Source organism: Microbacterium sp. G2-16M (assembly GCF_055809115.1).
Window position 1 is genome coordinate 2,534,672 of sequence record NZ_CM147897.1, and the last position, 24,375, is coordinate 2,559,046.

The following is a 24,375-nucleotide window of genomic DNA, read 5'->3' on the forward strand; positions in this document are numbered from 1 at the left end:
CGTCGACCGAAGGGTGGATGCTGCGGGGTGGCGCGGTTCGGTCGACGCGATGTGCGGTGTGCGTGGACCGGGAGCAGCCGTTTGCGTCGACCGAACGGGCGAGACGGCGGCCAGGTGGGCACGTCGGGGGCCGCCGGTAGTCTGACCGGGTGATGCCAGGTGCTGATGTCTGCTGATGTCGTGGTGGGTGAGGACGGGCGTGCCCGGTGCCGGTGGTCGGTTCAGGACCCCGAATACCGGCGCTACCACGACGAGGAGTGGGGCACGCCGCTGCACGGCGACGTCGCGCTGTTCGAGAAGCTGTCGCTGGAGGGATTCCAGGCCGGGCTGAGCTGGATCACGATCCTGCGCAAGCGGCCGCGCTTCCGCGAGGTGTTCGCCGGGTTCGACCCGGCGACCGTGGCCGCGTTCGGCGAGGACGACGTGGAGCGGCTGATGTCGGATCCGGGGATCATCCGCAACCGCGCGAAGATCCGCGCGGCCATCGGCAACGCGGGCATCGTCGCCGGAATGCCGGCCGGTGAACTCGACGCGCTGATGTGGTCGTTCGCCCCCACGGCGGCCCGCCCCCGCCCGGTTGGCTTCGCCGAGGTGCCCGCCGTCACCGCCGAGTCGACCGCGATGAGCATCGAGCTGCGGCGCCGCGGCTTCCGCTTCGTGGGTCCGACCACGCTGTACGCGCTGATGCAGTCGGCCGGCATGGTCGACGACCATGTGCAAGGGTGCTGGCGGGGACGTTAGCCTGGGCGGACGCACCCAACGGAGGCCCTGCATGCTGTTCGCTGTCCGTCGAGCGCTGCGGCATGGCGGACAACTCCTCGCGATCATCTCGGTCGCGGTGGTCGTCGGGGGCGCCCTGGCCGCTGCCTCGGCCCTGACCGATCGGATCATCGACACCGGTGTCGATCGGACCGTGGCATCCGCCGACCCGGCCGACCAGGGCGTCGTCATCGACGGACCGCTCGGCGCCACCGACGAGTCCGCAGTGACCGCCGCGATCGACGAGGCCTTCCGCGGTGCGCCGATCGACGTCGCCCGGAGGCTGTGGGGAACGGCGTCGTCGACGGCCGTCTCCGACCCCGTGCTCCTGGTGGCCGACGCCGACATCGCCGCCCACGCGGCCCTGGTCGACGGCGTGTGGCCGACGGCACCGGACCAGATCGCGGTCGCCGCGCCGGCGGTCGAGTCCACCGGCCTGCGGCTGGGCGACGACCTCGAACTCGGCGATCGGACCGTGCACGTGGTCGGCGTCTGGGCCGGGGCATCCGATGACCCGACGTGGGGCGGGCAGCCGGCCGTGTTCTCCGGCCGGACCGAGGATGCCGCAGGCCCGGTCCTGGTCGAGGCGACGCGGTTCCCGGATGCCGCGGACTCGGGCCGGGTGCACTGGACGGTGTCGGCGCGGCATCCGGTCGCCGACGCCGAACTCCCGGCGTACCGCGCCGGCCTCGGCCGGCTGAATGCCGCGCTGGACGACCTCAACCGCGATGGGGCAGGGCTGCGGGCCGTGGGCGGATGGGATGCCACGCTGGCGCGCGCCGCCGACGCCGGGAACGTCGCGCGCGGCATCGTCGTCGTGCCCGTCGTGCTGCTGCTGGTGGTCGGGGCACTGGTGATCGGGCTGCTCGCCCGCGCCGCCGGGCGCCGGGCCGGTCCGGACGTGCACCTGCTGCGGGCCCGGGGCGCCGCCGCGGCGGCCGTGATCGCCGAATCGGCCGGGATCGCCGCGCTGCCCGCGATCGGCGCGCTGGCCGCGGCATCCATCGTCGGCATCGCCCTCGGGGTCGCGCCCTCCGCGGTCGCGGCGCTCGCCGCAGGGTGCGGCCTGGCCCTGCTCGCGCTCGTGACCGTCGCGCACGCCGGCGGCGCGCTCGCCCCGCCGACCGGCCGCGACGACATCGCCCGCGGCGGCGTCGTGGGCCTGGCCGGGCTCGCGCTGGTCATCGCGGTGCTGACCGGCCTCGCGGCCGCGCAGCTGCTGACCACGGGGCTGGCGCCCGGCGGGCGGGCGGATGTCGCCGCCGCCGCATCCCCCGCCGCGGCGCTGGTCACCGTGGCGCTGATCGCCGCGCTGGTGGCCGCGCCGCTGGCCGCCGGTGCCGCGCAGCTGGCCCGTCGCGGGCGGGGGCTGACCGTGGTGCTGGCGCTGCGGCGCGTCGCGCGGCAGTCGCGGGTGCTGATCGCCGGGATCGTGAGCCTGTCGCTGGCCGCGGCGGCCATCGCGTTCGCGGCGGTCGCCGTGGCGTCCGCCAACACCGCGATCCACGCCGAGCTGGGCGAGCGGATCGGCGCGGACGTCCGCGCGGTGTACGACATCTCGCCGACCGTGGATGTCGCACATCCGGCGGTGTCGGCGAGCGACGTCTCGGCGCCCGGCGAGGTGTTCGCCGCCCTGGGGACCAGCGTCACCGCCGGGCAGACGACGACGTCGCTGGTCGCCGTGCCGGCCGGCGAACTGGCCGCGGCGACCGACGTGGACGCCGCACGGCTGGCGTCGGGCACGCCGCGACCGCTGGACGGCGACCTCGAGGCACGTGTCACCGCCGCGACGGCGGGAACGGTGCCGGGCGCGGCTCCGGGAACGCGGCTGACGGTGACGGCGTGGCTGACCGATGTCGACGGGGCCGCGCGCGCGATCGCGCTCGGCAGCGTCCCGGTGGACACGCACGCGCATGCGCTGCGCGTCCACGGCATCGCCGCCGGCCTGTCGCTGGCGGCGATCGACGTGCAAGCGGCGCCCGGAGGCATCGACCTCAGCGTCCGCGTCGAGCTGCCCAGTGCCGATAAGCGCGGTGCCGATAAGCGCAGTGCCGGAAGAAGCGGCGGCGCCCCGCTGTCGATCGCGGTCGGGGCCGACGCGCAGCGCGGCCGAGCCCTGACGGTGGACGACATGCCGGATGCCGTGCCCGCCGTGGTCACCAGGGCGTTCGCCGATCGGCTCGCGCTGCACGCCGGCGAGGCGGTGTCGCTCCGGCTCGGGACCCTCGCCCAGCCGATCCCGGTCGAGGTCGCCGCGATCCGCGACCAGGTGCCCGGCATCGGCGCCGCATCCGGCGTGTCCGTCCCGCTGTCCGCACTCGTGGCGCAGTCCCTGGAGTTCGGCGGATCGGTGCCGGCGGCGGATCAGCTCTGGGCGCACACGGCCGACGTGGATGCCACGGCCGCCGCGCTGCGGGCGGTCGCCGAGCGCCCGGTGCACATCATCACCGCCGCCTCGGCGGGGACGGCGGCCGTGATCGACCCGATCCTCGCGCTGTTCGCCGCCGGCATCGCGCTGGTGGCGGCCCTCGCCGCGGCGGGCGCCATGGTGACCGGTGTCGGCGCGGTGCAGGCGCGCCGCGCCGACGTGGTGCCGCTGCGGGCGTTCGGCTTCGGCCCCGGTCGGCAGGCCCGGGCGACCGCGCTCGAGCTGGCGGCGACCGCGCTGTTCGCGGTGGTCGCCGGCGGGGCGGCGGGCGTGCTCATCGCGCTGTGGCTCGGGCCCGCGCTGCTCGGCGCCCTCAGCGGGGGAGGAGTGCTGTGACCGCGCGTCGCATCGGCGGGTTCCGGATCGCGGTGCGGGCGGCGACCACCGCGCCGTTCGCCTCGCTGCTGGTGGTCGTGGTGGTGGCGCTGGTCGCCCTGGCCGGCTCGATCGCGCCGGCGCTGCTGGAGCGGACCGGCACCGAGACCGTGCGGGCCGCGCTCGGGCACGCCCCGGCCGAGACCCTCGATCCCACCGCGACCGCGCGGGGCACCGCCGTTCCCGGGCCCGGATCGGGGCAGTTCGGACTGGATCCGGCACTCGCCGACGTGTGGGGCGGCCCCCTCACCGCCGCGCAGCGGATCCAGACGTCCCTCCCCGCGCCGCTGCGCACGGTCGTGGGCGACGCGCAGGTGTTCGTCGCGACCGACCCCGCCGTCACGCTGCCGGTTGACGGGCCGGCCGTGCCGAGCAACAGCGTGCAGCTCGCACTCGACCCGGGACTCGCCGCGCGGGTGCGGATCGTCGAGGGCACCCTGCCGACGGTGGGGCCGGATGCCGCGGACGACGACGGGGAACAGGCCACGCCGGTCGCGCTGTCGCGCGATGCGGCGCAGACCCTGGACTGGGCGGTGGGCGCGCAGCGCCGGATCGGCGGGCCCGACGGACGGCTCCTCACGCTGACCGGCACGTTCGAGGCGCGGGATCCGGACGACCCGGCCTGGCGGCACGAGCCCACCGGTCTGGCGCCGGGCATCGCGCAGAGTCAGATGGGCGACATCATCCACCTGGCGATGGCGTATGCGCCGGCCGAGCTGCTGACCGGGATGGCGGCGGAGGCCGACGGCGCGTCGACGACCGTCTGGTTCCCGCTGCTGGTGGACCGGATCACCGGCGAGAACGCCGCGACCGTGGCCGCGCAGCTGCGGGGACTGGCGGGGGAGAACCAGTCGTTCGCGGTGAACGCCGGCAACCAGTTCTACACCGGACTGGTGATGCGCAGCGCCGCGCCGGACCTCCTCGACGACGGCGCCGCACGGGTACGGGCGCTGAACGCGGTGGTGCTGCTGGTGGCGATCGCACCGCTCGGGGTCGCCGTGGTGGTGGTGGGGATGACCGGGACGATGCTGGCGGCCCGGCGCGCAGCATCCGTCCGGCTCGCGCGCGCCCGCGGAGCCTCGACGGCCCGGCTGGCGGCGCTCCTGGGCGTCGAGGGCCTGATCCTCGGGGTGGTCGGCGCCGCGGTCGGCGCGGGCGTCTCGAGGACGTGGTCGCCGGCCGCGATGGCCGTGTGCGTGCTCGTCGCGCTCACCCCTGCGGTGGTGCTCGCGATCGAGGCGCCGGCCGCGGCATCCCGCACCGCCCGCGCCGACCTGGGCGGCGCCGACCGTCCGCACCGCCGGCGGCGGTTGCTGGTCGAGGCGGCGGTCGTCCTGCCAGCCCTCGCGGTGCTGGTCCTGGCCGCGACCCGGATCGGCACCCCCGGCATCGATCCGGTGCTGGTCGCCGCGCCGCTGGCGCTGGTCGCGCTGGCCAGCGTCCTCGCGCTGCGCCTCGTGCCCCCGCTGGTCGGGCTGCTCGAGGCGGCGCTGGCCCGCGGCCGCGGACTGATGGCGCTGCTCGGCCCGGCGCAGGCCCGGCGCGGGGCGACCGTGCGGGTCGCCCCGGTGCTGGCCGCCGTGGTGTGCGTGGCGATCGCGCTGTTCGCGGCGGTGTTCACCGCGACCGTGGCCGCCGGGGTGACCGCGACCGCCCGCGGCCAGGTCGGCGCCGACGTGAACCTGACGGCCACGGGCATCGATGCCGCCGCGCAGGATCGGCTGCGGGCGCTGGACGGGGTGGACGCGATCGCCCCGGTGTACGCCGACCCGCGGGTGGTGGCGAGCCTGCCCGGGCATTGGGTCTCGGTCACGGTGTACGCCATCGACCCGGCCGAGCTGGCTCGGGTGCAGCAGGGGGTGCCGGGCGCGCTGCCGCTGCCGGCGGCACTGAGTGAGCCGAGCGGCAGCGCGGGCGGCGACGCCGTTCCCGCCGTGTTCTCGGACGTGCTCGCGGGCGAGGTCGGCGATGCGACCCTGACCATCCAGGACATCCCGATCGACCGGGTGGCCACGACCTCCACCGTCCCGTTCGGCGCGGACGCGCGCTGGATCGCCGTGGACCGCGACCGCGCGGCCCCGCTGATCGGACCGGACCACACCACCCACACCGTGCTGCTGCGGCTGGATGCCGACGCCGACACGGCGGCGGTGGCCGGTGCGGCGCGGCAGATCGCCGGGGCCGGGGCGGCCACGGTGACCCCGGCGCAGGTCGAGCAGGGGCTGGAGGCCGATCCGGCGCTGCAGGCCATGCGCACCGCGCTGGTGGCGGCGCTGGCGGCGGCCGCGATCCTGCTGGTGTGCGCGATCGCGATGACGCTGCTGCGCACCGCGGGCGTGCGCGGACGGATGCTGGGGCTGCTCGCCGCCGTCGGGTACCCCCGCCGGCGGGCGCTGCCGCTGGTCGTGTGGGAGCTCGCACCGCCGCTGCTGGTCGCCCTCGTGGTCGGCCTGGCCGCCGGGTTCGCGCTGCCCCCGCTGCTGATCCCGGCCGTGGATCTCACGCCGTTCGTCGGCGGCAGCATCCAGCCGGCGCCGGTGGTGCAGGGATGGATGCCGGGGGCCGTGGCGCTCGGATTCGTGCTGGTCGGCGCCCTGGCGGTGCTGATCGCGGCCGCGATCGCCGCGCGGGCGACGGCGTCGGCGACGCTTCGACGGGTCGACGAGGAGGTCGGAACGTGAAGAATGTGGACAGGGAGGCGGAGATGACGGGTGAGCAGCCGGACATCCTCTGCGAAGGCGTGGTGCGCATCTTCACCGCGCAGGGGGTGGAGGTCCAGGCGCTGCAGGGGCTCGAGCTGACCGTGCAGCCCGGCGAGCTGGTGGCCCTGGTGGGCGCCTCGGGGTCGGGCAAGTCGACGCTCCTCGGGATCCTCGCCGGGCTGGACGCGCCCAGCGCCGGCCGGGTGCGGGTGGCCGGGCACGAGGTGGGTGCGATGCGCGCGCGGGAGCGGGTGCACTACCGGCGGCGCACGGTCGGGTTCGTCTGGCAGCAGTCCGGACGCAACCTGCTGCCGTACCTGTCCGCACGCGAGAACATCGCGATGGTGCACGCGGTGGCCGGGGTGGTGGAGCGGGGCCGCCGGGAGGCGCTGGCCGACGAGCTGCTCGACCAGCTGGGCGTCGCGCACGTCGCCGACCATCGCCCTGCGGAGCTGTCGGGCGGACAGCAGCAGCGGGTGGCGATCGCGGTCGCGCTGGCCAACGAGCCGCGGGTGCTGCTGGCCGACGAGCCGACCGGCGAACTCGACGAGGCGACCAGCGCCGAGGTGCTCGCGGCGATGGAGTCGGTGAACCGCGACCGGAGCGTGACGACCCTGATCGTGACGCACGATGCGGCCGTGTCCGAGCACGTCGACCGGACCGTCCGCATCCGCGACGGACGCACCGCGACCGAGACGCTGCGCACCACGCACACCGACGATCAGGGCCGCAGCGTGCGCACGGCGGCCGAGTACGCGGTGCTGGACCGCGCCGGGCGGATGCAGCTGCCCGCCGAGTACGTGTCGGCGCTGCAGCTGCGCGAGCGGGTGCGCCTCTCGCTCGAACCCGATCGGATCGAGGTGCGCCCGTCGTCCGTGCCGCCGGCCGAGCTGCCGCCAGCCGAGCTGCCGCCGGCGGGCGAGAGCACGCACGAGAGCACGGAGGAGACGTCATGAGCGCGCTGCACGCCACCGGCCTGGTCCGGGTGTACCGGACCGCGGCCGGCGAGATCCCGGCCGTGCGGGGCGTCGACCTCACCGTCGACGCCGGCGAGCTGGTGGCCATCCGCGGGCGGTCCGGGGCGGGCAAGACGACGCTGCTGACCATGCTGGGCGGACTCGAGCGGCCCGAGGAGGGCAGCGTCCACATCGAAGGACGCGACCTGTTCGAAGCCTCCGGTCACGCGCTGCGCGGGGATCGGGTCGCCTCGGTGTTCCAGGCCTTCGGGCTGATCCCGATCCTGTCGGCCGCCGAGAACGTCGAGGTGCCGCTGCGCATCCGCCGGATCCCGGTCGCAGAGCGCACCCGGCGGGTCGCGGCGATGCTGGATGCCGTCGGACTGGCCGAGCACGCGGCGCAGCGCCCGGCGGAGCTGTCCGGCGGGCAGCAGCAGCGGGTGGGCATCGCCCGTGCGCTGGTCACCGAGCCGGCCGTGCTGCTGGCCGACGAGCCCACCGGCCAGCTCGACTCGGAGACCGGCGCCCAGATCATGGAGCTGATCGCCCGGCTCGCGCACGAGCGCGGCACGGCCGCGGTCGTGGCCACGCACGATGCGGCCCTGCTGGCCCGCGCCGACCGCGTGCTCGAGCTGCACGACGGACGACTCAAGCCCGCGGCATCCGTCCCCGCGGCCGGATGATGGGAGGATCTGGCTTGTGACCATCGACAGCGACGACGGGCTGTCCACGCATCGCATGCGCGAGGCGGCGGCGAAGGATGCCGCGATGCGGCCGATCGATTGGAGCGTTCTGCCGGCGGGCGCTCAGCGCGACGTCGTGACGGCGCCGTCGGGGCTGCTCGCTCGCGTCTCGATGGGCCCGCTCGACGGCCCGCGCGTGGTCCTGATGCCGGGGATGACCGGCTCGAAGGAGGACTTCGTCCGCGTGATGCCGCTGCTGGCGGCATCCGGTCATCGGGTCGAGGCGTTCGACATGGCCGGCCAGTACGAATCGTGGGCGGCGGGACCGGCGAACCTCATCCCGCCCGGTGCGCACTACACGATGGCGCTGTTCGAGGCCGACCTCCGCGCAGTGCTCCAGGCCGGCGCCACCCCCGCACACGTGCTCGGCTACTCGTTCGCGGGCACGGTCGCCGCGGCGGTGGCCGGCACCCATCCCGAGCTCGTGCGCAGCCTCACCCTGCTGTCCACGACGCCCCGGTCGGGGCAGGCGCTGCGTGCGTTCAAGGTGCTCGGACCGTTCAGCGGGATGCTGTCGGCCGCCGCACTCGGGCGCCTGTTCGTCTGGGTGCTCCGCCACAACGTGCACGGGGCGCCGCGGGACCGCGCCGTCTTCGTCACCGCGCGATTCGACCAGACCAGCATCGCCAGCGTCATCGACATCTTCGGGCTGATGAAGCAGACGCCGGATGTCGCGTCCGCGGTGAGCGCCCACGGCATCCCGACCCTGGTCGTCGTGGGAGCGCACGACGTGTGGCCGCTGGCCGCGCACCGCGCCTTCGCCGCGCAGCTGGGCGGCCGGCTGGTCGTGCTGGACGCCGGGCACAGCCCGTGCGAGACCGCGCCGCACCAGCTCGCCGAGGCGATGTCCGCGTTCTTCGCCGGGCGGTGACTACGCGGGGTCGGACGCTGCGGCCCGGCCCGCGAGCTCGGCCTGCCGCGCTCGGCGCCGGCGGCGCCCGCGGGCGCCCTCCGCCCGGCGGCGCAGCACCCCGACCTCGCGCAGGTTCAGCGCGATGTCGTGGAACGCCCACGAGGCCCGCCGCTGGAACCCGGCCACGTTCGCGAACGGCCGGGCCGAGACCTGCACCTGCAGCGCCCGGTCGTAGTCGACGCCCATGTCCGGGTCGAGGATGAAGCTGATGTCGAGGTCGTCGTGGACGTGCGGGTCGTCCACGTGCGCGCGCTCGCGCACGGCGCGCCAGGCTGTGCGGCGGATCGCGAAGTTCGATCCGAACAGCGGCCGATGCCCCATCAGCATCCCCATCGACCAGAAGTAGCCGCCCAGGTACAGGTAGCGGCCGACGAACCGCCAGAGCCGGCCGCAGCCGTAGAACGAGCCGGTGCCGGTGAGGGCGTGCAGCGTCGCATCGGCCTCGAAGGCGGCCGCGACCCGCGCGGTCCAGTCCGGCGCCGGGCGCGAGTCGGCATCGAGGCGTCCGATCACCTCGCACCCGGCGGCGTCGCACCCGGCCGCGGTGGCCCGCAGCACGCCGCGTCGCGGCTCGGTCACCACGCGCGCCCCGGCGGCACGCGCGATTGCGGCCGTCGCATCGGTCGACCCGTTGTCCACGACGATCAGCTCGTCCGGCGGCCGCGTCTGCACCGCGAGCGCGGCGAGGCATCCGCGCAGCATCTCGGCGTCGTTGTACGAGGGGATGACGATACTGACCGTGCTCATCGTCGGTCAGCCTACGGCCTCGCCCGGCTCGGCCCCCGCCCGGCGCACCCGCCGCGCCCGCCCGGCCCCGCCCTCCCCGCCCGCCCCGCCCTCGCCGAGACCGGGGATCTGCCGTCAACCGGGGGACGTCCGCCTCGGTCTCGCCGCGATTCCCCGGTCTCGGCACACGGCTCGGCACACGGCTCGGCACACGGCTCGGCGCCCGGCTCGGCACACGGCCGACCCGCGCCGCACCGGAATAGCACCAGGCCGGGGAGGGTTGGCCTGGGCGGAGGAACCACGTGGACTACGGACATACGCTGCGATTCGGCGTCTTCATCACCCCTGCCAATGCCGAGCCGCAGGCGCCGGTCGCGCTCGCCCGGGCGGCCGAGGGATCGGGTCTGGATCTGGTCAGCTTCCAGGACCACCCCTATCAGCCGGCGTTCCTGGACACGTGGACGCTCATGTCGTACGTCGCGGCGCAGACCCAGAGCATCCGGATCGCGCCGAATGTGCTGAACCTTCCGCTGCGCCCGCCGCTGGTGGTGGCGCGGTCGGCGGCCAGCCTCGACCTGCTCTCCGGCGGCCGGTTCGATCTGGGCCTGGGGTCGGGGGCCTTCTGGGACGCCATCGAGGCGATGGGCGGGCGCCGGCTCACCCCCGGTCAGGCGGTCTCGGCGCTGGAAGAGGCGATCGGGCTGATCCGAGCGGCGTGGGATGCCGGGGCTCGGGGCGGCATCACCAGCGACGGCCGGTTCTACCAGGCGCACGGCGCCAAGCGCGGGCCGCGGCCCGCGCACGACATCCCGATCTGGCTCGGCGCGTACAAGCCGCGGATGCTGGCTCTCACCGGCCGGAAGGCCGACGGCTGGCTGCCGTCGCACGGCTACATGAAACCGGGCGACCTCGCCGCCGGCAACGCGCGGATCGACGAGGCGGCGGCATCCGTCGACCGCGACCCGCGCGAGATCCGGCGCCTGCTGAACATCGGCGGGCCGCAGGGCGAGCTGAACGGGTGGATCGAGCAGTTGGCGCAGCTGACCCTCGAGGACGGGATCAGCACGTTCATCCTCGCGGCCGACGACGCGCGCCTGATGCAGGTGTTCGGCGAGGATGTCGCCCCCGCCGTGCGCGAACTGGTCGAGCGCGAGCGGGGCGAGCGCGGCACATCCGCCGTCCCGGTGCGCTCGACGGCGGCGCTGGCCGCCCGGCGGCCCGGCATCGACTACGACGACCTGCCCGCCGGCGTGCACGCGATCGAGCCGGGCGACTTCGACTACCCCGACCTGAAGTCCACCTACCTGCGGGGCGGTGCGCCCGGGATCATCCTGCAGCCCGACTCGCCGGCCCAGGTGGCCGCCGCCGTCGGGTTCGCCGCCCGCCACCGCGGCGTGCCGCTGTCGGTGCGCAGCGGCGGTCACGGCGTCTCGGGCCGATCCACGAACGACGGCGGGATCGTCATCGACCTGCGTCGCCTGGACGCGGTCGAGGTCATCGACCCGGAACGACGCCTCGTGCGCATCGGTCCGGGGGCGCGGTGGACGTCGGTGGCCTCCGCCCTCGGCGAGCACGGCTGGGCGCTCAGCTCGGGCGACTACGGCGCGGTCGGGGTCGGAGGCCTGGCCACAGCCGGCGGCATCGGCTGGCTCGCCCGCGAGCACGGCCTGACCATCGACCACGTGCGCGCGGTCGAGATGGTGCTGGCCGACGGCACCGTCACGCGGGTGGACGCGGCATCCGACCCCGAGCTGTTCTGGGCGATGCGCGGAGCGGGAGCCAACATGGGGATCGTCACGTCGTTCGAGTTCGAAGTCGACGAGGTCGGCCCGCTCGGGTTCGCCCGGCTGGCGTTCGACGCGTCCGAGACTGCGCAGTTCCTCGTCGACTGGGGCCGGATCGTGCAGGCCTCCCCGCGCGAGGTCACCAGCTTCCTCATCCTCGGCGCCGCCCGGGCCGGCCGGCCCGCGGTCGCGAACGTGATGGTCGCCGTCGACCGCGGCGACCCGGACGAGATCATCGAACTGCTGCAGCCCTTCGCGCAGCTCGGCCCGCTGCTGGACCAGCAGGTGCAGCTCACCTCGTATGCGCAGATCATGGCGAACGCCGACATCGGGCCGCAGCGCGGGGCGGGCGAGCCGCTGGCCCGGTCCGCCCAGCTCGACGAGATCACGCCGGAGTTCGCGGCGGCGGCGGTCGGGATGCTGGAGGCCGGGGAGTCCTACTTCTTCCAGATCCGCTCGGTCGGCGGGGCCGTGGCCGACGTCCCGGAGGACGCCACCGCCTACGCCCACCGCGCCGCGAACTTCTCCGTCGTGGGATTCGGTGCGCATCCGCGCCGATTCGCCGAGGCATGGAGCGCGCTCGCCGCGCATTCGCGCGGGGTCTACCTGAGCTTCGACAGCTCCCTGCGCCCGGAGCGCATCGCCGAGGCGTTCCCGCCCGCGACCCTGGATCGGCTGCAGAACATCAAGCGCCGCGTCGACCCGGACGGGCTGTTCGCGGACAACTTCGCGATCCCGCTGCCGGAGGCCGTCGCCGGCTGACGGGCCGGCCGATGGGGATTAGTCCCCATCGAATTTTCAAGGAACCTCGCATAGTCTGCTGAAGTCGGCCCGTCGGCCGACACCAGTTGAACGATGTCCGTGTGCGCCCGCGCGGGCCGGGGAAGCTCCGTTCCCGGGCCGGTGCGGACGCTCCGCGGCAGGATGTCGGTGTGCCCACCGGGCGGCCCCTGCGCGGAATCCCCGGAGGAGCCGATACCGCATGAGGATCTCTGCGTGGCTGCGCGCGCGCCCGCGAACCCTCGCCGCCGGAGCGATCGTGACCGCCGGCGCGGTCGCGATCACCACCCTCGCGTTCGTGTATCAGGGCAACCCCACCGCCGAGCTCGACCTCAACGACGGCAGCGTGTGGGTCACCAAGCAGTCCAGCCTCATGGTCGGCCACTTCAACCACGAGTCCGCCGTGCTCGACGGGGGTCTGCGCACCGCGAGCGATCACTACGACATCCTCCAATCCTCCCAGGCCGTGCTCATGCACGACGAGTCGGGCAACGCCGTCTCGACGGTCGACCCGGCCACGGTCGCCCTCACCGGCTCGACGAACGTGCCCAGCGGGGCGCAGGTGCTCCTCGGCGCGAAGACCGTCGCGATCCTGGACGCGACCAAGGGTTCGCTGTGGGTCCTGCCGGCGGCCGCGATCGGCGGGTTCAAGGCGGCCAGCGTGAAGCCGACGGCCCGGCTCGGCGCCGGGGCGGCGGCCACGGTCGCCATGGACGGCACGGTCTATGCGGTCTCGCCCACCAAGAAGACCCTGACGACCGTCCGGGTCGACGCGCAGGGTGCGCCCGCCGAGCCGGAGCGCCGGCAGCTGGACGGCCTGGGCAGGAAGGCCCAGGTCTCGATCACCGCGGTCGGGCAGACGCCGGTCGTGCTCGACGCCGCCACCGGCACCGTGATCGACGGCTCCGGGCTGGACCAGAAGCTCCCCGATGCCGCCGGAGCGGTGCTGCAGCAGCCCTCGCCGGCCGGCGACGCGGTCACGGTCGCGACCGCCACCGCGCTGCTGCGGGTGCCGCTGGACGGCTCGAAGCCGACGGTGCGGGATGCCGGGGGCACGGGCACGCCCGCAGCCCCGGTCTGGCTGAACGGCTGCGCCTACGGCGCGTGGGCGGGCTCGGCGCGCTTCCTCCGCGACTGCACCGGCGACGCCGACGATCTGGCCACCGAGATCCCCGGAATCGCCAAGACGGCGCAGCTGACGTTCCGGCAGAACCGCGACATCGTGGTGCTCAACGACATCATCGGCGGCACCGCCTGGATGGCCAGCGACAGCCTGCAGCAGGTGGACAACTGGGACGACCTCACCCCTCCGAAGGGCGAGACCGAGGACAACGAGGAGAAGGTCACCGAAGACACCATCCAGTCCACCCTCCCCAAGCGCACGGCGAAGAACACCCCGCCGATCGCGAACCCGGACAGCTACGGCGTGCGCCCTGGACGGACCACCATCCTCCCCGTGCTGGAGAACGACACGGATGCCGACGGCGACGTGCTCACGGTGAGCGTGCCCAAGGGCGATCCGTCGCTGGGCACGCTGCAGAGCATCAACAACGGCTCGGGCCTGCAGATCGCCGTCCCGGACGACGCGGTCGGCACCGGCACGTTCTCGTATCAGGTCGACGACGGGCGCGGCGGCAAGGCCGATGCCACCGTGACCCTGAAGGTGCACCCATGGGACGACCCGGACCAGGCGCCGAAGCAGACCCGGGTGACCTCGCTCACGGTCGAGTCCGGGGGAGTTCTCACCTACAACGTGCTGCCCGACTGGCGTGATCCCGACGGGGACGACGTCTACCTCAGCGGCGCCGAGCCGGCGCCCGGCGACGAGGTGGAGACCACCAACGACGGCCAGATCACGTATCGATCGGTGTCGGGCACGCTCGGCCGCAAGGACGTGAAGATCTACGTCTCGGACGGCACGAAGACCACCGAGGGCACCGTCCGGCTGGACGTGCGCCCGCGCGGCGCGACCGAACCGGTGGCCACGGCCGACCACGTCGTGACCCACGTCGGCCAGACGGTGACGGTGTCGCCGCTGAGCAACGACTACAGCGCGAGCCGGCAGGAGCTGCGCCTGACCCGCGTCGACAAGGTGTCCGGCGCCACCGTGACCCCGTCCTTCGGCGACCGCACGTTCACGTTCCGGTCTTCGACGGCCGGCACCTACTACGTTCCGTACCTGATCGCCACCGGCACGGCCACCGCCGAGGGTGTGGTCCGGGTGGACGTGAAGGAGCCCGAGGACGAGAACCTCCCGCCGGTCGCGGTGCGCGACGTCGCGCTGCTGCCCACCGGCGGCGACACGCTGGTCAACGTGCTCGCGAACGACTCCGATCCGGCCGGCGGCATCCTCGTGGTCCAGTCGGTCTCGGTGCCGCAGGATGCCGGCATCTCGGTCGCCGTCCTGAACCACGAGACGCTGCGGGTGGGCGATCAGGGCTCGCTCGCCCAGCAGGTGGTCATCGACTACACCGTCTCCAACGGCACGCAGAGCGCGAACGGCCAGGTCGTGGTGATCCCGGTGGCCGCGGCATCCACCATCCGTCCCCCGGTCGCCGACGACGACCAGGCGGTCGTGCGCGCCGGCGACGTCGTGACGATCCCGGTGCTGGACAACGACTCGGACCCGAACGGCGCCACGCTGCACGTCGCCCCCGACCTGGTGCCGCCGCTGGTGGACCCGAAGGACGGCGAGGCGTTCGTCTCGCAGGACACCGTCCGGTTCCGCGCCGGCGGCAAGGCCGGCACCGCCTACGTGACGTACGAGGCCGTGAACGACAGCGGGCAGAAGGATGCCGGCTACGTCACGATCCAGATCCTGCCGGTGGACGCCAAATCGAACCAGGCTCCGCGGCCGAAGGATGTCACGGCCCGCGTGCTCAGCGGGTCGCAGGTGCGCATCCAGATCCCGTTGGACGGCATCGACCCGGACGGCGACTCGGTGCAGCTGGTGGGAATCGCCTCGGCGCCCGGCAAGGGCCGGATCGACGACGTCGGTGCCGACTACATCGACTATCAGGCGATCGGCGACGGCGGCGTCGACTCGTTCACCTACCGGGTGCGCGACCGGCTCGGCAAGGAGGGTCTGGCGACGATCCGGGTGGGCATCGCCCCGGCCGCGGCCGAGAACCAGCCCCCGTACGCCATCAAGGACACCGTCGTGATGCGGCCCGGCCGTTCGGTCGCCGTCCCCGTGCTGACCAACGACTCCGACCCCGAGGGCGACCGGGTGGGGCTGGTCGCCGACGGACTGATCCTGCCCGACGTGGCGGGCCTGTCGGCCGAGGTGCTCGGCGACCGGGTCGTGGTCACGGCCCCGGACGAGCCGGTCGAGACCAGCCTGCAGTACACGATCCAGGACACGAACGGCGCGACCGCGGTGGGCGTGCTGCAGATCTCGGTGCGCAAGGACGTCCCGCTGCTGCGCCCGGTCGCCCGCGACGACCGCGTGCAGCCCGAGGACATCAAGGACGGATCGGTCACGCTCAACGTCCTCGACAACGACGAGGACCCCGACGGCACGATCGAGGCGCTGGACGTGTCGGTGGCGGGTGAGACCGCGCAGGTGCTCTCCGGCGGCAGGGTGAAGATCGCCGTCGGCGACGACGACCAGCTGCTCACGTACACCGTCACCGACCAGGACGGGCTGACGGCATCCGCCTTCATCCACGTGCCCTCGCTGACCTCGCTGCCGCCGTCGCTGATGGCCGCCGAGGGCATCACCGTCAAGAGCGGCGAGACGGTCGAGCTGCCGCTGAACGAGTACGTGCGGGTCTCGCGCGGTGGGGGCGCGGTGATCACCGAGGCCGAGAAGGTCACCGCGATCCACGGCGACGGTGCCGACCTCGTGAAGGATCAGCACACGCTGGTGTACACGTCCGCCAGCCGGTACGCCGGACCGGACGCGCTCACGTTCGAGGTCACCGACGGCACCGGGCCGGACGATGTGAACGGGCACAAGGCCACCCTCGTGCTGCCGATCACGGTGACCCCGCCGGACAACGTGCAGCCGACGTTCACCAACGGCCAGATGAAGGTCGCGCCTGGCGAGGATGCGGTCGGCCTGAACCTGCGGGCGCTGACGAAGGATCTGGATGCCGGCGACCTCAAGGGCATGAGCTACCGCATCACCGGGGGCGCCGCGGACGGGCTGACGGCCACGATCGACGGGCAGACCCTGAAGGTGGCGGCGGATGCCTCCACCCCGAAGGGCACGCGGGCGCGCATCGGCCTGGAGATCTCGGACGGCCACACCAAGCCGGTCGCCGGATCCGTCGCGGTCGAGGTGACGGCATCCACCCGTCCGCTGCCCACGGCCAACGACGACGTGATCGATGAGGCCGACCAGGGCAAGACGATCCGCGTCGACGTGCTCGACAACGACTTCAACCCGTTCCCGGACAAGCCGCTGAAGATCACGACCGCGGTCACCGAGGCCGGCTCCGGCGGCGTCGAGGTCGCCGGCGACCACCTGCAGATCACCCCGAGCGCCGACTTCGTGGGTCGGATGACGGTGCGCTACCGCATCCAGGACGCCACCGGCGACCCCGACCGCGAGGTCGAGGGGCACGTCATCGTCACGGTCCAGGGGGTGCCCGCCGCCCCCGGCAAGCCCACCGTGTCGAGCGTGCAGGACCGCACCGTGGTGCTGTCCTGGGCGCCGCCCGTCGACAACGGCGCGCCCATCACCGGGTACACCGTGACCGCCGTCGGCGGCGGGTACAGCAAGGCGTGCCAGGCCACCACCTGCACGTTGAACGGGCTGACGAACAACGTCGAGTACAACTTCACCGTCGTCGCCACCAACCGGGTCGGCCCGTCGCCAGCCTCGCCCGCGTCCGAGACGGCACGTCCGGATGCCCGCCCCGACACGCCCCAGGCGCCCAAGCTCGTCTTCGGCGACAGCAGCCTGAAGGTCTCGTGGGTCACACCGCCCACGCCGGGTTCGCCGGTCGAGTCGTTCAACCTGGAGATCTCGCCGGCCCCGCCGTCGGGCATCGCGCAGAAGACCAAGGTCAGCGGCAACTCGATGACGTGGGACGGGCTCGAGAACGGCGTCGCCTACCAGGTGCGCGTGCAGGCGGTGAACCGTGCGCCCGAGCCGTCGAGCTGGAGCCCCTGGTCGGCGACCGAGATCCCGGCGAAGGCGCCGAACGCGCCCAGCAAGCCGACCACGTCGATGATGTCGCCGGTGGGATCGCAGGCGCAGATGAAGGTGTCGTGGAACGCGCCGAACGACAACGGCGACGCGGTGTCGAGCTACCAGCTCGCGGTCATGCGCGGGTCCTCCACGCTGCGCACCGTCACCGTCGGCGGCGGCACGACATCGCAGGCGGTCACCGTCGACACCTCGACGACCGACTACGTGTACAAGGTGCGCGCCGAGAACAAGGCCGGCTGGGGCGCGTGGAGCCCGGTGTCGGATGCCAGGCGCGGTGTCGTCGCGCCGGGTGCCCCGGGCACGCCGACGGCCACCGCCGGCGACAAGAAGATCACGGTCAGCTACGCCGCTGCCGAAGGCAACGGCGCGACCAGCGGCGAGATCCGCTACCAGTACAGCGTCAACGGCGGTGCCTGGGCCGGCAGCTGGACGGGCACGAAGAACACCATCACCGGCCTGAGCAACGGCACCACCTACAAGGTGCGCGTGCGGGCGGTCTCCACCGTCGACGGCGCGAGCTACACCGGTGCGGCATCCGGCTCCTCCGCCGGCGCCAAGCCCTACGGCGTGCCCGGCACGCCCGGGGCCAGCGCGTCGGCCAGCGGGCAGAAGATCACGTACAGCTGGTCGGCGGGGTCGGCCAACGGCGACGCCATCGACCAGACCCGCATCCGCATCGACGGCGGGAGCTGGCAGACGAAGTCGTCGAGCGGATCGACGTCCGACACGTACCGCTACTCCACGACCCACAAGATCGAGGTGCAGGCGCACAACTCGGCCGGCTGGGGATCGATCGGATCGGCCAGTGCGAGGACGGCGGATCCGCCGAACCCGACCGCGACAGTGTCGCGCGGCACCCCCCACAAGGAGGCAGGCCTGTGCACGACGTCGTCCTGCTCCTACTTCAAGGTGACGGTGAAGAACTTCAACGCCGGCAGCTACACGGTGTACTGCAACGCCACCGGGCCTTATGGCGGCACTCCCTTCGCCGGTGGCTCCCGCCACAGCTTCCCGGCCGACGGCGCCGTCGAACTGGGCTGCTTCTTCGGCGACCCGGGCGCTCAGGTCTGGGTGACCATCGACGGCAAGGACTACGGGCGATCCACGTGGTAACGCGGGTCACAGAAGGACGGATATCGAGATGACAATGACACCGGAACAGGCCGCCTGGTTCCAGGGCACCTTCGTCCGCCTGGTCGACAACGTCGACCAGGCACTGATGGGCAAGCGCGAGGTGGTCGCCCTCGTGCTGTCGGCGATGCTCGCCGAAGGCCACGTGCTGCTGGAGGACGCGCCCGGAACCGGCAAGACGAGCCTGGCCAAGGCGCTGGCCGCCACCGTCCAGGGCACGTCCAGTCGCATCCAGTTCACGCCCGACCTGCTGCCGTCGGATGTGACCGGGGTCACCATCTACGACCAGAACACCCGCACCTTCGAGTTCCACCGGGGACCGGTGTTCGCCTCCATCGTGCTGGCCGACGAGATCAACCGCGCCTCGCCGAAGACGCAGTCCGCGCTGCTGGAGGTGATGGAGGAGTCGCGGGTCACCGTCGACGGCCAGCCGCACGAGGTGGGTCGGCCGTTCCTGGTCATCGCCACCCAGAACCCGATCGAGCAGGCCGGCACGTACAAGCTGCCCGAGGCGCAGCTGGACCGCTTCCTGATCAAGACCTCGATCGGCTACCCAGACCTGGCCGTGGCCGAGCGCATCCTCGCCGGATCCGCCGACCGCAACCCGTCGGCGCACCTGCAGGCGATCATCACCACCGGCGCCGTGGCCGACATGGCGGACCTCGCCGCCACCGTGCACGTCGAGACCGCGGTGCTGCGCTACGCCGCACAGCTGTCCGAGGCGACCCGGAACGACGAGTCGACCCGGGTGGGCGTCTCGGTGCGCGGGTCGTTGTCGATGGTGCGGATGGCCAAGGTGTGGGCGGCCGGCCAGGGCCGGCACTACGTCATCCCCGAGGACATCAAGACGCTCGCCGCCGCGGTGTGGACGCACCGGCTGGTGCTCGACCCCGAGGCGGAGTTCTCCGGCGTGACCGCCGACACCGTCATCGCCCGCGTCCTGGACGGCGTCGCCGCGCCGCAGGCGAGGTCCGTGGCCTGATGACCTCGTCGACGATCAGCGCACCGGCGACCGATGAGCGGTCGCCGTGGCAGGATGCCGCGGCCCGCGCCGGCACCGCGATGCTCCGCGGTGCGCGGGCAGCGGCCCGCGTCATCCGCCCCATCACGTGGGTGCTGATCGCCGTCACCGCCGCGCTGTGGATCGGCGGCGAGACGATGGGCTGGTCCGAGATGGTCGTGGCCGCTGTCGTGCTCACGGTCATCCTCGCACTGTGCGCACTGCTGCTCATCGGCCGCACCGCCTACGACGTCGACCTCGATCTGACGCGGACCCGCGTGGTCGTCGGCGAGCGCGCCGTCGGCGCACTGACCCTTTCGAACCCGTCCGGTCGCGCCATCCTGCCGTCCCGCGTGGTGCTGCCGGTCGGTGCCGGGCGCGGGGTGTTCGCCGTGCAGCGGCTCGCCCCGGGCCAGTCGGTCGAGGAGCTGTTCGCCATCCCCACCCGCCGGCGCGGGGTGCTCCCGATCGGCCCGGTCAGCGTCGTGCGCGGCGACCCGATCGGGCTGTTCGAGCGCGTGCACCGCAAGGACGAGCCGGTCGACCTGTACGTGCACCCGAAGACGATCGCGTTCGACGGGCAGACGCTCGGGTTCATGCGTGACCTGGAGGGGCTGCCGGCCTCCGATCTGTCGCCCGACGACGTGTCGTTCCACGCGCTGCGCGAGTACCAGCCCGGGGACGACCTGCGGCACGTGCACTGGCGCTCCACGGCGCGCACCGGCGACCTCATGGTCCGCCAGTACGAAGAGACCCGCCGGTCGCACTTCGTCATCGCGCTGTCCACGGTGCCGGGCGACTTCCGCACACCGCAGGAGTTCGAGCTGGCGATCTCGGTGGCCGGCTCGCTCGGCCTGCGCGCGCTGCGTGACTCGCGCCGGGTGGATGTGCACGTGCCGGGGCGCACGCTGCCGGCCTCCAGCGGCAAGCGGTTCCTCGACTCCCTGGCCGCGCTCGAGCAATCCCGCACCAGGCACGGGCGGATCGAGGACCTCGCCGGCGCGGTCGCGGCCGCCGTCCCGCTCGCGTCGATCGTCGTGCTGGTGTGCGGATCGACGGTGGATGCTGCGCGCCTGCGGCTCGCCTGCTCACGACTGCCGTACGGCGCCCGGGTGCTGGCCATCCGCGCCGAAGCCGGCGTGGCGCCCACGATGCGGCGGATCGGCGAGGCGTCGGTGGTGACGGTGGGCGCACTGGACGAGCTGCCCCTGGCCCTGCGGAAGGTGCTGTCGTGACGGTCTCGCTGCCGACCCGGCGCTGGGTCCTGGACCTGTCCGGGATCGCCCTGCTGCTCCTGGTCCCGATCATCGGCTTCTGGCCCACGTTCGGCGGACCGTCGTACCTGCTGCCGGCGCTCGGCGGTCTCGTGCTCGGGCTGGGGGTCGCCGCGCTCGGCGCCCGTCTGGGCTGGGGCATCCTGATCGTGGCGGCCGCGACCATCGGCGTCTACTTCGTCTTCGGCTCGGCGCTGGCGGTGCCGCACAGCGCCCTGCTCGGGTTCGTGCCCACCCTCGACTCGCTGCGCGCGCTGGCGGCCGGGGTCATCACGTCGTGGAAGGACGTCGTCACCACGGTCGCCCCGCTGACGGTGGCCGACGGTTTCGGGATCATGCCGTTCCTGCTCGTGCTGGTCGCCGCGGTGCTGGCCGGCAGCCTCGCGCTGCGCCGCCGGCCCGCCTGGGCGCTGCTGCCGGCCGGGGCGTGCCTCATCGTGCAGATCGCGCTGGGCACCTCGAGCCCGGCCGCCCCGATCGTGCAGGGCATCGTGTTCGCCGTCGTCGCGGTCGGCTGGCTCGCCCTCCGGCAGGCATGGGCGCCGGCTGAGACCGTGGTCTCGCTGGGCGAGACCGGGCAGGCCACGCGCTCCGGCACGCGCCGCCGACTGGCCACCAGCGCCGGGATCATCGTGCTGGCCGTGGTCGCCGGGGTCGTCACCAGCGGGTTCGCCGCTCCGGTGGCGCCGCGGTACGTCCTGCGGGATGTCGTCATCCCGCCGTTCGACATCCACGACTACGCCAGCCCGCTGCAGTCGTTCCGCAAGTACGTTCGCGACGACCGCGAGAAGACCCTGTTCACCGTCGACGGGCTGCCGGGGAGCGCCCGCGTCCGGCTCGCCGTGATGGACGCATACAGCGGCACCGTCTACAACGTGTCCGACACCGGATTCGGCTCGTCCAGCGCGTTCTCGCCGGTGCGCGCGAACATGTCCGCCGCCGCGACCGGCACGCCCGCGGACGTGCATGTGGAGATCGGCGCGTTGGACGGCGTCTGGCTGCCCGAGGTCGGCGCCGTGCAGTCGGTCACCTTCACCGGCGCCCGCGCCGAGGATCTGGGCCGGTCCGCGCTGTACAACGAGGCCACCTCGACCGGCCTGGTCACCGCGAGCCTGCAGAAGGGCGACGAGTACGATCTGCAGACGGTGGTCGCCGACCAGCCCACCGACAAGGCGCTGGCCAAGGTGCCGTTCGCGCCGGTGAAGATCCCCACGCAGGAGGGCGTCCCGGAGTCGTTCGCGGCGATCGCGGCCAAGGCGACGGCGGACGCCAGCACACCCATCGAGCAGGTGCGCAAGCTGCAGAAGTACCTGGCCGACGGCGGGTTCTTCAGCCACGGGCTCGAGGGCGAGGTGCGCTCGCTGGCCGGTCACGGGGCCGCGCGCATCTCGGCGCTGCTCGGCTCGCAGCAGATGGTCGGCGACGACGAGCAGTACGCGGCGGCGATGGCGCTGCTGGCCGGCGAGCTCGGCATTCCGGCGCGGGTCGTGATGGGCTTCTACCCGGGGGAGGATGCCGCGTCCGCCACGACGTTCTCGGCCACCGGGGACGACCTGCACGCCTGGGTGGAGGTGCCGTTCGCCGGCGTCGGCTGGGTCTCGTTCGACCCGACGCCGCCCAAAGACCACGTGCCCACAGACCAGGCCACGAAGCCCAAGTCGCAGCCCAAGCCGCAGGTCCTCCAGCCGCCGCCGCCCGAGCAGCAGCCGGCGGACGAGCCGCCGACGGTGCCGGCCGACCACGGCAAGAAGGACGACAAGAACCCGGCCGCCGGCATCCTCCTGGCCATCCTCGGCGCCGTCGGCATCGGTGCGGGCGTGCTCGCGCTCATCGCGTCGCCGTTCCTCGTGATCGGAGCCCTGAAGACCAGCCGCCGCCGCAAGCGGCAGTTCGCCGAGCGCCCATCCGACCGGATCAGCGGCGGCTGGGACGAGCTGATGGATCGGGCGGTCGACTACGGCACGCCGGTGCGCACCGGCGCGACCCGGAACGAGGATGCCGCGGCGGTGCGCACCGCGCTCGCCCAGCCGTCCGTCACGGTTCTCGCCGAGCACGCCGACGCGCAGGTGTGGGGGCCGGCCGACCCGACCGACCAGGACGTCGACCGGTTCTGGCAGCACGTCGACGAGATCGTGGGCGACATCGGCCGCTCCCACGGGTTCTGGCGGCGGATGGGCGCCCGGCTCAATCTCCGCTCGCTGCTGCTCGGCACCCGACTGGAGCGGTGGCTCCCGCCCGCGCGCACGCCGCGCCCGCGCGCAGACCGTGCCGAGCACGGGCAGAATGGCACCGATGCGGACCAGCAGCGACCGCAGGAGGAGACCGCATGAACGCAGGGGCGTCTCTGGGCGCGCGCGCCCTGGCCTACGTGGTGGACGCGGCGATCGCGCTGGGCGCGGTCCTGCTGGTGGGCGGCCTGGTCGCCGCGGCGGTGTTCGGTTCGCTGCGCCCCGCCGACCCCGGGACGCTTGCCGCCGCGATCTTGATCGTGCAGCTCGTGGTCTGGGTCATAGCGATCGCGTGGGGCATCGTGTACACGCTCATGCAAGGTGGCGCCGGCTCGGTCGGTCAGCGCCTGCTGGGCGTGGAGCTGGCCGACCGCGAGACCGGAGCGCCCATCGGCTTCTGGCGTGCACTGGTGCGTAACATCGTGTGGGCCCTGGCCGGATCGATCGTGGTGGGCTACTTCAGCCCCCTGTTCGACCGCAGCCCGTATCGACAGGGATGGCACGATCTGGCAGCCCGATCCGTCGTCGCGCGCGCTCGCACCGCGGCGCCGTCGGGACCACCGGTTGCGGTCGCGCCGGCCGTCTCCGTCCCGCCGGCCGTGCCCCCCACCGGCTCCGTCGCACCGGTGCTCGGATACGCGCCCCCGCCGGCCGCCGCATACACGCCGCCGTCTTCCACCCCGCCGTCTTCCACCCCGCCGTCTTCCACCCCGCCGTCTTCCACCCCACTGGTGCTCGTGGCCCCGCCGCGCGCCACTCCCGCCCTCCCGATCGAGTATTCCGGGGTGATCTTCGCCGTCCCCGAAATCCGCGGCGCGCAGGCGTCCGGCGACGGGCAGCTGGCGGCATCCGGCCCTTCGGCACTCCCGTTCGCGGAAGCTTCTGCAAAGAAGGACGCTGTCCTTCGTTCCGGAAGCACCGCCGATCCCTTGGTGCCGACCGGCGAGGGCCGCGAGGCTATGCCCGCGGCGGAGGGACAGACGCTCGGTGCGACCGTCGCGCGCGATCAGGTCGACGCCGCGCCCGCGCCCGCGCCGGCCGCGGCCAGCGCACCCGCGCCGGCCGCGGCCAGCGCGCCCGCCGCGCTCCTGGCCTGGGACAACGGCACGCGCACCGGCGTGTGCGGGCGCACGCTGTTCGGCCGCAACCCCGCCCACGAGGACGGCGCTACCGTGGTGGCGGTGCGCGACGAGACCCTCTCGCTGTCCAAGACGCACTTCGAGATGGGCGGCGACGCCGACGGCGCCTGGGTGATCGACCGGCACTCGACCAACGGCGTCGTGCTCGAGCGGAATGGACGCCGGGCACGCCTCGTCGCGGGCATGCGCACCCCGGTGCGACCCGGCGACCGCCTCGAGTTCGGCGATCGCAGCGTGACCGTGGAGGCCGCACAGTGACCGCCCCCGCGCAGGATC

Annotated in this window: 13 protein-coding genes; 12 read left to right on the plus strand and 1 reads right to left on the minus strand. The window is 73.6% G+C overall.

What is annotated here, in order from left to right; all coding sequences use genetic code 11:
* The first annotated feature begins 165 nt into the window (after positions 1-165).
* From AC0L6F_RS12040 to AC0L6F_RS12065, 6 genes are read left to right on the plus strand one after another with little or no spacing between them, the layout of a single operon-like run.
* Positions 166-741 carry a DNA-3-methyladenine glycosylase I gene (locus AC0L6F_RS12040; protein ID WP_473538067.1) on the plus strand — a complete coding sequence of 192 codons (576 nt, stop codon included), beginning with the start codon at positions 166-168 and terminating at the stop codon, positions 739-741.
* 31 nt (positions 742-772) lie between these two features.
* Complete coding sequence (locus AC0L6F_RS12045) at positions 773-3,523, plus strand: hypothetical protein (RefSeq protein WP_473538068.1); 2,751 nt, start codon at positions 773-775, stop codon at positions 3,521-3,523.
* Positions 3,520-6,243, plus strand: coding sequence for an FtsX-like permease family protein (locus AC0L6F_RS12050; protein WP_473538069.1), 2,724 nt, complete (start codon positions 3,520-3,522; stop codon positions 6,241-6,243). The genes AC0L6F_RS12045 and AC0L6F_RS12050 overlap by 4 nt, the downstream gene beginning before the upstream one ends.
* A gap of 23 nt (positions 6,244-6,266) precedes the next feature.
* Entirely contained in the window at positions 6,267-7,220 is a 954-nt protein-coding gene (locus AC0L6F_RS12055; protein WP_274636814.1) for an ABC transporter ATP-binding protein, read from the plus strand.
* Entirely contained in the window at positions 7,217-7,903 is a 687-nt protein-coding gene (locus AC0L6F_RS12060) for an ABC transporter ATP-binding protein (RefSeq protein ID WP_274636815.1), read from the plus strand. The genes AC0L6F_RS12055 and AC0L6F_RS12060 overlap by 4 nt, the downstream gene beginning before the upstream one ends.
* 16 nt (positions 7,904-7,919) lie before the next feature.
* Positions 7,920-8,834: an alpha/beta fold hydrolase gene (locus tag AC0L6F_RS12065; RefSeq protein ID WP_274636816.1), complete on the plus strand. Its 915-nt coding sequence runs from the start codon at positions 7,920-7,922 to the stop codon at positions 8,832-8,834.
* Here AC0L6F_RS12065 and AC0L6F_RS12070 read toward each other — a convergent pair whose 3' ends face one another.
* The gene (locus tag AC0L6F_RS12070; RefSeq protein ID WP_473538070.1) at positions 8,835-9,623 is read right to left on the minus strand and encodes a glycosyltransferase family A protein; all 789 of its coding nucleotides are present in this window, start codon (positions 9,621-9,623) and stop codon (positions 8,835-8,837) included. It abuts the gene before it with no gap.
* A 281-nt stretch (positions 9,624-9,904) separates the two neighbouring features.
* Here AC0L6F_RS12070 and AC0L6F_RS12075 point away from each other — a divergent pair, with 281 nt between their 5' ends.
* The 6 genes from AC0L6F_RS12075 to AC0L6F_RS12100 all read left to right on the plus strand — a co-directional run bounded on the left by AC0L6F_RS12075 (position 9,905) and on the right by AC0L6F_RS12100 (position 24,357).
* Positions 9,905-12,148, plus strand: a complete 2,244-nt coding sequence (locus AC0L6F_RS12075) for an LLM class flavin-dependent oxidoreductase (protein WP_473538071.1) — start codon at positions 9,905-9,907, stop codon at positions 12,146-12,148.
* A gap of 220 nt (positions 12,149-12,368) precedes the next feature.
* Entirely contained in the window at positions 12,369-18,440 is a 6,072-nt protein-coding gene (locus AC0L6F_RS12080; protein WP_473538072.1) for an Ig-like domain-containing protein, read from the plus strand.
* Positions 18,441-18,468: 28 nt separating this feature from the next.
* Complete coding sequence (locus AC0L6F_RS12085; RefSeq protein WP_473538073.1) at positions 18,469-19,440, plus strand: AAA family ATPase; 972 nt, start codon at positions 18,469-18,471, stop codon at positions 19,438-19,440.
* Entirely contained in the window at positions 19,440-20,693 is a 1,254-nt protein-coding gene (locus tag AC0L6F_RS12090; RefSeq protein WP_473538074.1) for a DUF58 domain-containing protein, read from the plus strand. The genes AC0L6F_RS12085 and AC0L6F_RS12090 overlap by 1 nt, the downstream gene beginning before the upstream one ends.
* Complete coding sequence (locus AC0L6F_RS12095; protein WP_274636822.1) at positions 20,690-23,062, plus strand: transglutaminase-like domain-containing protein; 2,373 nt, start codon at positions 20,690-20,692, stop codon at positions 23,060-23,062. The genes AC0L6F_RS12090 and AC0L6F_RS12095 overlap by 4 nt, the downstream gene beginning before the upstream one ends.
* Positions 23,059-24,357: an RDD family protein gene (locus AC0L6F_RS12100; protein WP_473538075.1), complete on the plus strand. Its 1,299-nt coding sequence runs from the start codon at positions 23,059-23,061 to the stop codon at positions 24,355-24,357. Before AC0L6F_RS12095 ends, AC0L6F_RS12100 begins: the two co-directional genes overlap by 4 nt.
* Positions 24,358-24,375: the final 18 nt, after the last annotated feature.

Excerpts from the sequence above, each read along its gene's own strand:
- AC0L6F_RS12090 (WP_473538074.1), top strand. The coding sequence starts at position 19,440 with ATGACCTCGTCGACGATCAGCGCACCGGCGACCGATGAGCGGTCGCCG.
- AC0L6F_RS12040 (WP_473538067.1), top strand. The coding sequence starts at position 166 with ATGTCTGCTGATGTCGTGGTGGGTGAGGACGGGCGTGCCCGGTGCCGG.
- AC0L6F_RS12060 (WP_274636815.1), top strand. The coding sequence starts at position 7,217 with ATGAGCGCGCTGCACGCCACCGGCCTGGTCCGGGTGTACCGGACCGCG.
- AC0L6F_RS12045 (WP_473538068.1), top strand. The coding sequence starts at position 773 with ATGCTGTTCGCTGTCCGTCGAGCGCTGCGGCATGGCGGACAACTCCTC.
- AC0L6F_RS12055 (WP_274636814.1), top strand. The coding sequence starts at position 6,267 with ATGACGGGTGAGCAGCCGGACATCCTCTGCGAAGGCGTGGTGCGCATC.
- AC0L6F_RS12070 (WP_473538070.1), bottom strand. The coding sequence starts at position 9,623 with ATGAGCACGGTCAGTATCGTCATCCCCTCGTACAACGACGCCGAGATG.
- AC0L6F_RS12085 (WP_473538073.1), top strand. The coding sequence starts at position 18,469 with ATGACAATGACACCGGAACAGGCCGCCTGGTTCCAGGGCACCTTCGTC.
- AC0L6F_RS12080 (WP_473538072.1), top strand. The coding sequence starts at position 12,369 with ATGAGGATCTCTGCGTGGCTGCGCGCGCGCCCGCGAACCCTCGCCGCC.
- AC0L6F_RS12100 (WP_473538075.1), top strand. The coding sequence starts at position 23,059 with ATGAACGCAGGGGCGTCTCTGGGCGCGCGCGCCCTGGCCTACGTGGTG.